The sequence below is a fragment of the Leptothoe sp. ISB3NOV94-8A genome (genome assembly GCF_043421595.1).
Lineage (GTDB): Bacteria > Cyanobacteriota > Cyanobacteriia > Phormidesmidales > Phormidesmidaceae > Leptothoe > Leptothoe turfae.
This window is the reverse complement of record NZ_JAXSQW010000001.1, coordinates 6,903,207-6,917,407: the sequence shown is the minus strand read 5'-3', so window position 1 is coordinate 6,917,407 and position 14,201 is coordinate 6,903,207. Positions and strand designations below refer to the sequence as shown.

Sequence of the window (14,201 nt, the reverse complement as noted above, 5' to 3'; positions counted from 1 at the left end):
TGAAAATGTCTAACCGTCGCCTTTCACCCAATCAATCAAAACCAAACCGCCGTCAGTTAACCAATCGGGCACGGACTATTATCGCCGCCATATTGTTGTCGGGAGGCGTATTGTCACCGGGGATGATGGCCTGGGCCAATAGTCCTGCCCCAGGGACCATTATTCGGAACCAGGCGACAGGTAGTTTTGTTGATCCGAGTGATAGTAGCACCCAGACCATTATCTCCAATGAAGTACAGGTGGAAGTGGCTGAGGTAGCAGGTATCACTGTGGTCAGCAATGGTTATAACGAACCCACTGACGGCACCGTCAATGAAGGCGATACGGTATATGTAGACTTTGTAATCACCAATGTGGGTAACGATCCTACCCAGTTTGTACTTCCGGGCTCTGCTTCAGTGACCAATGGCACCCAAGCAGGAGATATTCAAATTATTGAGTACGATGCCGATGGGATAGGGGCAGGGGCTGCGGTTGATCTGACGGGCAACAATATTACGGTGCCCGGTGGGGGTGAGACCACTGGTAATTTGTTAAGTGGTGTGGCCAGTGCCAACAATGGCTCTATTCCAGCAGGGGCCAGCATTACAGTACGGGTACCGGTAACGGCAGGGACTGCAGGCAATGATTTAACGGTCACCCTGGGGGATACAGCGGCGACAGATGGTCAGAATGAGGCCTATGTGGCAGGGTCAAATGATGTCTACACCCAGGATAATTCGGGCACGGATAATGGGGACACAACAGGTGCACCGATTAATGGCGAAAGAGAAGCTGAGGATAGTTTAACGGTCGAGATCACAGCCGCACTTGATCCCAATGTGCTTTTGGTGAAAAGGATTACCGCCCTTAATGGGGGAACCACTACCACCGAAGGTGATGACATAGCTCAATACCTGGATGAAGCCAGTAACCCCTATGATGACAACGACATTACGGTTGCAGATCCGGTCAATCCTGGAGATCCACCAAAAGATACAGATCAGTGGCCGGATATCACAAACAATCTACTAGGCGGTATCAATGGCGGTAACGTCATGCCCAACGACGAAATCGAATACACCATCTACTTCCTCTCTTCCGGAGACACCACCGCAGAAAACGTTCTCTTCTGCGACTATATTCCCACATTTACCACCTTTATCCCCAACGCCTACACTGGCAACAACCCCCAAGCCACCGGCGGCATCGGCGGAGCCGACCTCAGCATCGAACTCTTCCGCAATGGCACCACCGACTACCACACCGGAGCCAACGACGGCGATAGTGCTACTTACTTTGCCCCCGGCGTTGACCCCGCCAACAGCTTTCCCGACATCGACTGCGACGGCGACGGCAATGGTAGCAATGCCAACCCCAACGGTGCCGTTGTTGTTAACCTGGGTGATTTACCTGACGCTACCACCAACGCCACCGGAGCCTACGGCCATGTGAAATTTAGAGCCCGAGTGAAGTAACCCCACCATGATGAATATTTTCTTACATGCCCCATAGGTAAATTGTTCTTTCCTGGTACAATTCAACCCGTTCAAAAATCTTATCGTCCCAGCTCACCTGAGAATCGCGATTAAAACAAATCAAATGGGCTTCTGCTGCTCCAGATTTATCCGCATAGTCAGCCGTTTGCGCTAAACCATTAGCCACAGTGGCCTCCAAAGACCGGTATAAAATCTTAAGCTCCAACACCACTCGCTGCACTGGCCCGAGAAACCCCTGCTCCTGAGCCAAGGGCCATTCAATTAACAAATCGGTACGTTTACGTCCCAGACCATATTCTCTTGTCAGTCTGCCACCCCCATTAAGAATACGTTGTAAAAACGCTTGCAACAGGAGTTGAGGACCGGCCTCTTTATAATCAAATCGTTCGATCCAGACTTCACTATTCTCCCGAAAAAACTGTTGGAATGCTCTCAGTAGCTTAGGCATATCCAGTCGTTTATCACTCTGGATATACCAATTGGGTTCCTGTTGAATCGTATATTGACTAGTCCAAATTAATTCCCTAGGGATAATCTCCTGATAGATAGGGTTAGCAATCTGCCAGGTAGGTCGACGATGAATCAATCCTAAATCTTCAATATATTGGGTATCATCCGTAGGAAACTCATCCACCTGCACTTCTCCAGCCAGTATCTGGGCAATTACCCGATGGACTCGGGGCTCTTTGAGTTTATCAGTGAGCTGGTCCAGGTGGGTGTCACGCCGTTGAATCAGACTTTCTCGGGCAGTTTTCATAAGTTCCAGGGTGATGGGTTGGGTGCGCTTTTTACCGTCCCCTTTAAAGCAAACCTGATAAGCCAGGGCATTTACCAACCAGGGTTGCCCCTGGGTCTGCTGCCATATGTAAGTTAGTGCTTCTGGCGTAAACACCTGCTTCGTCAGATCCGTGTGCTGCTGGAGCAATGCCTGCACCTCAGACTCAATAAAATGACCTAATCGCAGGGATTCTGCCTTAATATTAAATGCACTGCCCCCGGTAATAATGTCCTGTCCTGTGGTTTGAATGCGATAGTCCCGCACATCCCGTACCCCACAGAGAATAATTGATAGAGGAAAATTCTGCGGTCGTTGGGTATAGCCTGCTCGCAACTGACGCAACAGGGCAACCAGCGTATCCCCCACCAGTGCATCCACTTCATCCAAAAATAGAACAATGGGTTGGTCCGTTTGAGTAGCCCATTGGGATAATAGGCTACGCAGCATATCATCGGCTGGTGCCGATTGCTTGAGCATTGCCTGTCGCCAGTCATGCAATCGAGCATCTTGCTGATAAAGCTGAGCCATTGATGCCAGGGTATAGACAACGGTGTCAATGCCACGAAAAACATCATTTCTAGCGGTTTGGGCCGTCTCAATATTGGCATAAACCGCCTGGTAGCGCCCCTCAGCATTGAGATACTCCATCAGGGCCAGCAAACAGGAGGTTTTCCCTGTCTGCCGGGGTGCATGCAGCACAAAATATTTTCCCTGGGCAATCAGCTGGAGAATGTCATCCATAGCCCAACGGGTCAACGGATCGATCAGATAGTGCCAATCAGCCCGCACCGGACCCGCCGTATTAAAGAATCGATCTGTGAATACCGGTGCCATAACCTGCCAAAGGAAACGTCCGCTCCTCTATCATGAAGCAACTTGAAGCGGATTACGCCATCGACAGCCAGAGGATCTCGCAAAATCAGTATCTATTGTACAACCTTCCAGACAATGCCCTATCGCTAAAGCCGCTAAATGGGCATCTGGAAACAGGTTGGCATTTATATGGGCATCTTGCAGCAAGCCCCTTAAAACAGTGGAATATTGATCGGTGGATAACGGAATCCAGATATTAGGTAGAGCCAACCCTTCTTCCACCTGAGCCCAGGCATCATCAATTCCTAAAGACAGGGATATCAACTTTCTCATCACATGAGAAAACTATGGGTGGGCACCTTAATGAGAGCACTGGGATAACCAGGCACATTTTGTCAGGGTTGCGCACAAATGAAATGTCAGTTACTCAGTTGGGGCCTCAAACATGCCCTAATTGTCATAATATTGTTATCTCATGGAGCATTGATTGATCGTTCAGCTCGGGCAGATGCTCCAGCACCTGGCACTGCGCTTAAAAACCAAGCCACAGGGAGCTTTATTAACCCAGTTAACAACTCACAAGAGACACGGACAAGTTCATCTGTCATGGTGACCACCGACTCAGACGGCTGCACCATCGGTAGCGGTACATCTGACCCTAGCATTATCCCTTATATCAGCGGTGAGGTCAGACGCAATGTCATTGCCACCCGCGATTTAGTAGACATCTTGGACGATGATTGGCGAACTGCGGTTGGTCAACCAACCGATCCTGCGTTAGAAAACTGGTTTGGAACCGCTAGTGTTCCTCAGGGTAGCGTTAACAATTTTAGCTATCACGATCCTGTCATCGACAATATAGTCAATGTCTCTGTTGAGTTGGTACAGATTCCCATAGGGGAGACTGCATGTGCTGGAGAGCCTACGATTGCAGGCTCAAGTCCTACCCTCAGCAGTAGTAGTTCTTTGCAAGGTTCAGCACCCCGTCCGACCAGCCTTTATGAAAGTAATGACCAACCTCGATTTTGGAATGAGACTCACGCCGGCGCTTTGAGTGATCTCAAACGCAATACCGTTCTCCTATCATTTGACCAACCAGTTAGCTCGTTTGGCTTCTGGGTAGGAGACTTAGAAACTCGCACTGATGGCAACGGAACACCAGCAATTTCAAGGCTTCTGGATGCCTCGAATAACCGCATTGGCAATGATATTGAAATTGCGCCAAATTCTCTCTATGACAGTAACGAACCCGACCCAGAACTGGTTGTTCAAAGCCTGTGTGGCGGCACAGCCAATAACGAACCAGGCTGTGGCAACCAATCAACTCGCTGGATTGGCTTTGTTGATAATGGTGAGATCGAACGTATACAAAAAGTCATGCTCATTGTCGGCGATGATGACAGTACAGCAGGCAACAACAATGCCGATAGCGAACACCTTAGTTTTATCGGTGCTAATGTTGTCAGACCGCCTGAAGTACTCGTCGTCAAACGGATTACGGCTATCAATGGCAACCGCACGGTTAACTTAAACGACAACACGCCTCTCAATACTGAAGTCAATGACAATATCGCTAATTCCGCTGATGATAACAGGAACTGGCCTACAGATTATCTGATTGGTGAGATTAATGCAGGCTTAGTAAAGCCCGGCGATGAGATTGAATATACAATATATTTTATCAATACTGGGGGCAGGGAGGCTATGGATGTAAGGCTCTGCGACTGGATACAGCCTAACCAGAATTTTGTTACTGGTCTGTATGGAGCTTCTGCGCCCAACCTATATGATGGAAAAGACATTGCGCTTGATATTGGTGGTAGCACCTACCAGTTAACCGCTACGAACGATGTAACTGATAGGGCAGAATTAACAACTGTAGGTAGCTTGTCTACAAATCCTACTTGTAATCTATCTGACGACACTGCTCTCAACGATAATGTATTGGTGTTGGATGTTACTGGAACAATCGGTGAACCCACTGGGTTAACTACATTGCCTGGTATATCTGGACAAGATTTGCCTAGCAACGCTTTTGGTTTCTTTCGATTTACGACCCAAGTAGTTGAATAGCCGAGCCAGTAGAATTAACGTTTTTTTATCTAACGCTTGATTGCACATTATTTGTCAACAGCAAAAGCTCTTAATACAAAGTTCCGGCATAATACAAGTTCGTAACCTTGACAAAAAATACGCATGGTTACTGAGAGAATCAAAGTTTTTTTGTGTACCCTAGCGTTATTAGATGAGATCACTTTAAAGCCACACGAATTGGAATAGTTACAACAACTTTTCTGGGTAAAACATCTCAATTCGTGTGAAGTTATTCCATTAGCAGATGGACTTTGATTATTCTCCATAGGAGAAGAGTTAGCTTACTGCATATGCCGTTCCTGATCAGGTCAGTCATCTACCATGCAAATTCCATTCCTATCTCTAAATTCCTTGGGGATTCATCATCATTTCGCAAAGAAAGAAAACAGTTGTCCTAACTCTAGAAAAAGCCACTATTTTTTGTCTTCTCGTAATTACTTGTTAGCCACATTGGGGCTTGCAAGTATGATGGGTGGAATATTTGCAACGACAGCAACAGCAGAGGTGACAACATTTGGAGTAAGTGTTAGAAGTGATGGTACTGCAAACTTCTCGGGACCTGATCCAACCTACCCTGGCTTTAGTAATGCGGGGAATGATGCTAATGATGAGAATGGGATTGTGCGGACCTATGATACTGTCACCTATCGGGTTAACTATGCCACCGATACTCAGCCCAATGGCAGTACGACGATCACAGTCACCATTGGCGATGATTATCATTTGTGGGAAGAGAACCAAAGTTCATGTCTTGGGAGTGTGTCGGTTAGTAGCGATCGCAAAACCCTCACATGTACTGAACCCCTACCCACCTCAACCACCGGCTTCTTTGACTTTACAGCCGCTGTTTTAGGCACAGCCCCCCATGGTGCAGATCTGGAAGTAAACGCTAATCTCACCTCTAGTGCCGGTAATCTCTCAGCAGGCCCTACCCAGGTGAAAGTTTCAGCCACACCACAAATGGACCTGGCGAAGGATGACTCCGGCGCTCCTCGTCGAGTCGGTACATTAACCGAGGGGCCTGGAGGCGAAGAAGGGGTGCTTTATGTCTGGCCCCTGTCAATTATTGCTCCAAAAGGGAGCGAGGTCTTGGGTGATGACGATCCGAGTACCCCAGGCAATCAAATGATTATCACTGATGTGGTGAGTGGCATTTCCCCCAATGCCCGTTTATATACTTGGGGTGGACGATCGGGCTGTGCCCCCAATACCAAAGACAACAGTATTGCCGGATCTTGGATCAGAGAACTCCCATTGGGCTCCCTAAGTATTGCCGGGGCAGGACAAGAGACAAATGCTGTCACAGATTCTGGTACCTGGAGCTGTAGTCAAAGCGGTGCAGGCAACGACATTACTATCACCATTACCGATGCCGACTTGTCTGGTCAACATCGTCCTACCCTAAATGCCAATGGAGGTACCCTCAATGTTCATGACACTCATCTAGTCGCCGGAGTTGTAGAGATTTGGATACCTACGAGTGATTTTCCAGCCGGGGGAAATCAGCTCACAGTTACAAACTATTATGACTTTCTCGATACCCCAAGTGTTACCAATCAGTCCAATATAGAACCGGACCAAGGAGGGAATGTCACCGTTCCCATCAGTAACAGTGATGATGTAAACAATGATCGAACATTTGCGTTGCAGCAGCCCCAGTCAGGGCGTAGCCAGGACAAATATTATCGTACTCCCTACAGCGGTGGTAATTTCAATAACAACAGCGTGTTGTATCCTATGACAGACATTGAATCCGGCGATGGTGTCGTGCTCCCAGGTGAGAGCGTTGGTAGTTATTTCACTATTAGGAACACGGGTGTTGGCGATTTAACCAATGTTATGCTGTGCGACAAGTTTGATAACCGCACCCAAATTTTGGCCCCTAATCCCACCAGTGGTCAATATGTGGAATTCCGCACGGGAGGTCAACGACTGACAGAGTCAGATGTAATTATTGAGTATGGTGTAGGAGGCGACACTGCAATAGATAGCTATTATGGGGGTGAAACAGCGGCAATTGGAGACGCGACTCGGTTTGAGGATCAGCGCAACGCCACCTGCAATGATAGTGATGCCACCTGGTATAGCGAAGCTAACCTGGCCAGCAATCCTGGTTTGATTCCTCAAGTCACCCGAGTACGGATTCGGCCTAGCGGAGTGGATGGTGTTCTGCCAGAAGGCTTCCGTATAGACGCTGTGCTTCACCTACAGGTTCTTAATATTGATCCAGTGACGGGGATACAAATCCCCGATCCGACAATTCTTGCTAATTTTGTTACCTCCCGGGTAGATGAACTCAAGAGTGGCAATTGGGATGTCGGGTCTTATAACCCCGTTGACCATAGCGGTAATGATGACGGTGATCGCCTGCAGCTCACCCGTGCGATCGTCCGAATTGATAAAAGCACCGATGATCCAACTAATGGAACGGAAGCAGATGACTCCGTTAATACCGTTAAGGCAACTGAGAATATTACCTTTGCCCTAGAGACCACCCTCACAGCATTAACCAGCGATGTCTCTGAGGCTGAGATTGTGGTGACCGATACCTTGCCCACAGAACTCAGCTACGTTACCGGATCTGCCAATATTACCCCTGACAGCGTGATCGCGAATGGAGATGGAACTACGACTCTGAGCTGGAGCTTAGGCGATTACTCTCCCAATGTGCCGATTCCGACGATCACCTTCGAAGCTAAGGCGGGGTTTGATATTGTCGGTGGCACCAGTATTGCCAACCAAGCATCTGTTGCTGCTCTAGATGATACTGGTTCGGACCTTGACTCCTCTCCTTTAGAATCGCGTACCGATATCCGTTCGGTTACTATCGTCAACAATGCAGCATTTACCATTTTCAAAGAGGCGGTCACACCAGAAATAGAGCCAGGAGAAGATATTGTTTATGATCTGTATCTGGCCAATCTCAGTGAAGATATTGATGTAACAGCAGGCTCTGAATTTATCGATATCCTTCCCTATGAGGGCGATGGCTCTATTCGAGATGCGTTTGATGGTGTGGGTACCCCGCCCACAGATTATACAGCCACGCCTATCTTTAAAACTATTCAGGATGTAGATAATGCGGGTTTTACCTTCCAATTCACCAACGATAGTCCCAACAATATCAGTGATAACCCAGCGACTCAAAATGGCAGTACAGTCTGGTGTACTCCTGCTGATATTACTAGTGGAGCAGGAGGTTGTCCTGCGGCCGATTATTCTGATGTCACGGCAGTTTTGATCACAGCACCCGCTATGAATGCCGGGGATCCGACGCGGCGGCTGCGACTAACGATGTCATCTACGGGTAGTCTCGGCGGTGAAATTTATACCAATAATTTCAAGGGAACTCCTGACCATCCTAGTTTAGGCTTTATTCCATCTGTCGATGCTACGGTGAGAACTCGTGCTAGCACATTTTCTGGTCCCACCTTTGCCTGCGACACCTCCGCCTATTCCATCATCAACAGTCCATCCGAATTCGGTATCTTTGACCCAACCACCCTGAGCTTTAACTCAATTAATACCGCTACGTCCCCAAACTTTGATCCTCCCATCGAAGTCAATGGTTTAGCCTATAACATTTTGGATAACTACCTCTATGGTGTTGTCATCAATCCTCTAGGTGAGTCCAGTTTCCAACCGCGCGAGATTGTGCGCATCAGCGCCGATGGCACCCTTGAAGGGTTAGGTCGAGCCACCTTAGTGAGCGATCCGTCTACCGAACTGAATACCCCCGCCTGGTTTAGTGGCACCATGGATGGCCGTGGTAATTACTACAACATGGTAGATGGCAACACACTGCGAGTTGTTGCGATTGGTGACACTCCTACCGATGGTAGCCTCACCTACCAAACTTTTGCTATTACAGGGCTACCCAATGATCCCGATGACCTTAATTTCAATCCTGTTGATGGTCAGTTATACGGCATCACCCAGGGAAATCTCTATCGTATTCCACCAACAGGAGGAGCTGCAACCGTTGTTACAACGACAGGTGACCCCGTACCCTTTAATTCAGGGGGGTCTTGGGCCACCAGCAGCGGCATCAGCTACTTTTATCGCAATGTGGCTGGTGGTGATAATGCCCTCTTTGCCATTGATTTGACCCGGTCGCCCGCTGTTGTCCACCGGGTGGGACCAGTGTTTACCAATGATAAATTTGATGCCACTTCCTGTACTCCACCCGCCCTCACCAAAAATGTTGAACCTGAAATTGCATTTCCCGGTGATACGGTCACCTATACCTACGTGTTATACAACGGGTATGGTAGCGACATTTTTATTGATTTTGAGGATGTCCTCACGGACCCCAACATTACCTTTGATACCAACAGTCTGAGTGTTGCATCCCCTGGTGGTGGCACCGTCACCACATTTAATGACACTGCACTGAGCATCAGCAGCATTAACATCCCTAACGGTGTGGATAACATTACCAACAGTGTCACTTTCACAGTAAATGCTGTTGTTGATAACAATGCTCCAGTGGGCAACATTGATAACCAGGCATCCCTCTCCTTCGGTGCACAAACCTTCCCTAGCGACGACCCGGACTCACCCCCCATTGATGATCCGACCACGTTTACGGTCGTGTCGAGTAACGCTGATGTAGTATTGGTGAAACGGATTACGGCCATCAATGGCGATCGCACCAAAAATCCTAACGACAATACCACCCTCAATGGGATAGTCAACGATAATGTTACAAATTCGGCTGATGACATGAGTAACTGGCCAAATGGTTATCTGCTAGGTGAACTTGATGCAGGATTGGTCAACCCTGGTGACGAGATTGAATACACAGTGTATTTCCTCAACGCAGGTGGCACTACAGCCGAAACCGTGAGAATCTGTGACTGGATTCAGCCGAATCAGAGTTTTGTTACTGGACTTTATGGTGGCAACGACATTGAGCTAGTTATCGGCAGCACCACCTACAATCTCACTGATGATAGCGATGCCACAACTGTTGATCGAGGCGAGGTGACCACAGTGGGCAATCTACCTGCGGTACCGACATGTAATCTCTCTGGGTTTAGCACATCCGCCACCGATGAAGTGGTGGTGGTCGATATCACTGGCACAACCGGTAATCCAACCGGATTGGCCACATTACCTAACACCACCGGGCAAGGGACACCCACCAATGCCTATGGCTATTTTCGGTTTACCACCAAGGTGGATGAATAAGCAATCCGATTTTTACCAATGACATCGTTGTAGGGACATTCCGTGGAGTGCCCCTACAACACAAATCAGTATTGTCCTGACATTGCAGAGTTGCTACAATAACAAGCCATATTCTCAAGGAGTTTCACCGAAGTCAAACTAGCAACTATACAGGCATCATAGGGTCTGAAAGGAAGAATAGCTATCTATGTCTTTGTTGCCACCATATCTAGCAAACCTTAGCCAGACACCTGCAAAGCAGGCAGTTCCCTCTTTGATTATATACAGCGGCATTTTGGTCTGTGGGGCACCTGTGTTAGCCAACAGCAACGACAAGCCAATGATTCTGATTGAGAGTCAGGCAGTGGGAAGTTTCATAGAAAACGTTGATAATGATGTGCAGCAGATTGAATCTAATATAGTTGATGGTGTGGAGTTAGAAGATGTTGCAACAAACAACTCAACGTCTTCAGAGCGTACTAACTTAAACCATAATCAGACAAGAGATACATCAAGAGAAACTGTTCAATAGATATAGCGGTTTCCAGTTGAGATGAATACATTTTGTGATGTAAGTAAGTACTGACAAGTATAAGATCATGGCTTTGGAGCTTGATGGGTCATACTAGTAAAATCACGTATTTAGTACTATCTTAAATTCAAGTTTATAGACAAAAATAAAGAATAGGCTGATTAGATTCATATGAAGGACTTTGAGCCCCAAAATGCTTAAATATCAAAGCATTTTGATTAAATCTCTTCTGTCTTTTTCAGTATTTTATGTCAAGTATTTTAGTAAAATTCCCGAGAGATTATCGCTGATCTTTAAGGCAAGCTAAGAAAACCAAGGCAAGTATTTTTTTATACAGTGTTTTCATCATTACTTGAGCGTCTCGTCGCTCTAAATCCTCACAGGGTCAGAGTTCGAAAACAGCTGGCAGAAAAGTCTTTGCCGCTGGTTAGTTTGATTCAGCAGCGGTTGTTGGGTGCACCCTCGAAAAAAATACACAATGGGAAAATGGTCGCGGCCCATTCTTTGGCACTGGCAACGAGTATTGCGACCACGTTAATGACAGCCTTACCTGCTCAAGCAAATAATCTGCCTGTAGAGGCATGGCCGGATAGTTCACCTCAGGCTCCTCTCTCTTTGAGCTGTCACGATATGGCATTTGGCGACTTTGTGCCTGACCGTGAGCCATTTGGCATGACTGGGGGAAGTAATGCCAGGCCTAAGTATTCTGTAGATACGGTATGGACAGCAACGGCCCCTAATGGAACTACGGCCACGATGCGTACTGTTGCCATTAACAACAACAGTGGTAAGTTTATAGCCACTGGCAATGATCCAGATGTATTTTTTATTGAGTTTACCGATCCAAGAACAGGGATTAGCACTCCCAGGCTGACGGAGCGTGAAGGCGACCCTGGTGATAGCTGGGTTCTGGAAGTTGAATACAATCGTCCCATTGGTAATGCTCGTGTCCTGGCGGGGGATGTTGACAGTCAGTACGTTAACAGTAATGTCCGGTTTCGAGACATCCTTGAGGTTGAAAGTTTTTTGGGTGGGACATCCATTAGCTCTACCAATACCTATGTTGGGTCTATCCTGGTGGAGAGTCTCTCAGGTAATAAACACACATTCACAGATGATTCATCATCAACGGATAATCCGAATGCCTCTAATACCGAGGGATTAGGTCCCAACCCCTCAGAAAATGACCCTAGTAATCGAATTGTCGTTGATTATCAAAATACGTTTATTGATACTACCCAAATTACCTATGCAGTGGGTGCATCCTTAGATGGGGGAGCTACTCAATCTATTTTTATGACTTCTGGTATGGCAGCGGGCTGCCACATTAGTGGTAATGCCTTTGAGGACACGAGTCAAGATGATTTGCTGAGCAGTGGTGAGCGCGGACTAGATGAGGTAACTGTCACACTTTATAAGGATGACGGCGATAATATTCTAGAAACCAATGGTGACGACTTACTGATTGAGGTTAAGGAGACGCAAAATGGCGGAGAGTATTCATTTACTAACCTGGCGGAGAATACAAACTACTGGGTAGATATTGATGAAACCGATGGAGATCTGAAAGGATTGCTCTATGGTGGGGGTGATGCGGAGGCGTCTCAAATAAATCCGCGCCAAGTAACCCTTTTGACAACAGATATTTTGAATATTAATTTTCCATTTGACCCGGCGGGCAATGCTCAAATGGCTTTAGTTAAAAGAATTACGGCTATCAACCGAGGACAGGCTGATGAACAGGTATTTGACGACACCTATGTAGATGTGGGTAGCCCCGATGATGACGATAATGCAGCCGAGTGGCCAGCTAACTATCTGAGTGGAGTTGTAGGTGGTATCAGCGTGCAGCCAGGGGATGAGATTGAGTACACGATCTATTTTCTCTCTAACGGTAGTACTGTAGCGCAGGATTTTCGACTGTGCGATCGCATCCCCGACTATCTCACCTTTGCCGACGATGCATTTAATCCTGACACTGGCATCATGTTAGGGCTGGCTAATGGGAATCAGGTTTTCACTAACACTGAAGATCTGGATATAGGGGCCTATATTGCCAGCAATAGCGCTTCTTTAAACTATTGTCGTTACGATTTGACCCTGGGCAGTCAGACCCAGGACAATGGCTTCATTATTGTCAATGTGGGAGATGTACCGCCTGCATCGAGTGATCCAACCGGTGCTTATGGATTTGTCCGATTTAGAGCTACGGTTAATTAGCGCGCTGCCACTGGCGAATCACCTCTTCAACTACAGAACGATCTGGGGGAGTACTCACCCGTCCAGTTGGATCTGTTGTTGCTCCAGGAATATTTTTACTCCAAGGACTGTTGGGAACGGAATTAATATCAACTTTGGCATTCATTGGACGAAAGCCATGCTGCACAAATACGGCCTGCTGCCCGGGCTCCATCAAAAAGTCAATAAATGCGCGAGCAGCGTTAGCTTCACCACCGTTTACATCACGTCGCACAATGACAGCGGTGGAAATAGTCTCGATGGTCGGATCTAGGTAAAGGATTTGATAGGGCTGGCCTTGGGTTGCGCTGGATTGTTCCCAACGGTGGAGGGCAATACTCTCATATACGGTGGCAATGTCGGCATCGTTGGGACCGCGAGTAATAAACTCTTGCAATAAAATGTCCGTAGATCTAGGCGGCTGATAAACAGAGCGTTTTACCAACCCAAACAAAGTTTGTACATTGTCTTTGCTAAAGTCACCCGTATTGAGGCTGTTGCTATTAGCCTCAGATTGTGACCATAAACTCATCGTCAGCTGACCACTGTTAGAGCGGGTAGGATCAGTCGTTACAAAGTCAAAACTGCCCCAAGCGGCATTGCCACCAATTTTGTCCCAATTACCACCCGTCATGGCGTCTTCCACACGCTGCCACTGAAACTCACCGCCAGGGAATAGTGCCTGGGCTCGTTCTGGCCAGGAGACTGCTACAAGCATGGTTTTTGCAATGGGTTGGGGCGTTTCATAAAAGGGCTCATCACCGTACTGTGCCTTCCAACGTTGGCTTAGTTCGTCCAATAGTTGACCATTGGCCGGAATTAGCACTGTGGGTTCAAAGTCATTGTTATCATCAATATATTTGTTGACAATATCTTGGGAACCTTGGAATTCAAGATTGATTTGAATCGAAGGATTCTGTTGTTCGAAACGAGTTTCGAGAAGTTTAAGAGGTTCCTGAAGTTCGCTGCCGCTAACAATGGTAATGGATTGGTTAACACCGGGGAGAGGGGCGTAGGCGAGACCGGCAGAGGCAACGATGATGGCAAGGGAGGTAACGGGTTTGGTAACCATGGTGGAGAAAAATGGGGAATGGGG

Annotated in this window: 8 protein-coding genes; 5 read left to right on the top strand and 3 right to left on the bottom strand. The window is 47.4% G+C overall.

Annotated elements, in window-relative coordinates:
* Positions 1-5: 5 nt before the first annotated feature.
* Entirely contained in the window at positions 6-1,457 is a 1,452-nt protein-coding gene (locus SPB21_RS29870; protein ID WP_163663905.1) for a hypothetical protein, read from the top strand.
* A 22-nt stretch (positions 1,458-1,479) separates the two neighbouring features.
* Here the strand turns inward: SPB21_RS29870 and SPB21_RS29865 are convergent, their stop codons facing one another.
* Both SPB21_RS29865 and SPB21_RS29860 read right to left on the bottom strand, forming a co-directional pair.
* Positions 1,480-3,090 (bottom strand): AAA-like domain-containing protein, encoded by a 1,611-nt coding sequence (locus tag SPB21_RS29865; protein ID WP_163663904.1) that lies wholly within the window; start codon positions 3,088-3,090, stop codon positions 1,480-1,482.
* Between the two features lie 30 nt (positions 3,091-3,120).
* Entirely contained in the window at positions 3,121-3,402 is a 282-nt protein-coding gene (locus SPB21_RS29860; RefSeq protein ID WP_163663901.1) for a PIN domain-containing protein, read from the bottom strand.
* Positions 3,403-3,552: 150 nt separating this feature from the next.
* On the opposite strand from SPB21_RS29860, the gene SPB21_RS29855 reads away from it, so the two are divergent.
* The 4 genes from SPB21_RS29855 (at position 3,553) to SPB21_RS29840 (ending at position 13,087) form a co-directional block, all read left to right on the top strand.
* A complete protein-coding gene (locus tag SPB21_RS29855; RefSeq protein WP_499868559.1) occupies positions 3,553-5,142 on the top strand; it encodes a hypothetical protein in 1,590 nt (529 codons plus the stop codon).
* 486 nt (positions 5,143-5,628) lie between these two features.
* The gene (locus tag SPB21_RS29850; RefSeq protein ID WP_499868558.1) at positions 5,629-10,356 is read left to right on the top strand and encodes a hypothetical protein; all 4,728 of its coding nucleotides are present in this window, start codon (positions 5,629-5,631) and stop codon (positions 10,354-10,356) included.
* Positions 10,357-10,543: 187 nt separating this feature from the next.
* Entirely contained in the window at positions 10,544-10,867 is a 324-nt protein-coding gene (locus SPB21_RS29845; RefSeq protein WP_163663895.1) for a hypothetical protein, read from the top strand.
* Positions 10,868-11,203: 336 nt separating this feature from the next.
* Positions 11,204-13,087 carry a hypothetical protein gene (locus SPB21_RS29840; RefSeq protein WP_499868556.1) on the top strand — a complete coding sequence of 628 codons (1,884 nt, stop codon included), beginning with the start codon at positions 11,204-11,206 and terminating at the stop codon, positions 13,085-13,087.
* Here SPB21_RS29840 and SPB21_RS29835 read toward each other — a convergent pair.
* Positions 13,080-14,177, bottom strand: a complete 1,098-nt coding sequence (locus tag SPB21_RS29835; RefSeq protein WP_163703069.1) for a substrate-binding domain-containing protein — start codon at positions 14,175-14,177, stop codon at positions 13,080-13,082. The genes SPB21_RS29840 and SPB21_RS29835 overlap by 8 nt on opposite strands.
* Positions 14,178-14,201: the final 24 nt, after the last annotated feature.

Coding starts and splice junctions, on each gene's coding strand:
- SPB21_RS29870 (WP_163663905.1), top strand. CDS start 6: ATGTCTAACCGTCGCCTTTCACCCAATCAATCAAAACCAAACCGCCGT.
- SPB21_RS29865 (WP_163663904.1), bottom strand. CDS start 3,090: ATGGCACCGGTATTCACAGATCGATTCTTTAATACGGCGGGTCCGGTG.
- SPB21_RS29860 (WP_163663901.1), bottom strand. CDS start 3,402: ATGAGAAAGTTGATATCCCTGTCTTTAGGAATTGATGATGCCTGGGCT.
- SPB21_RS29850 (WP_499868558.1), top strand. CDS start 5,629: ATGATGGGTGGAATATTTGCAACGACAGCAACAGCAGAGGTGACAACA.
- SPB21_RS29845 (WP_163663895.1), top strand. CDS start 10,544: ATGTCTTTGTTGCCACCATATCTAGCAAACCTTAGCCAGACACCTGCA.
- SPB21_RS29835 (WP_163703069.1), bottom strand. CDS start 14,177: ATGGTTACCAAACCCGTTACCTCCCTTGCCATCATCGTTGCCTCTGCC.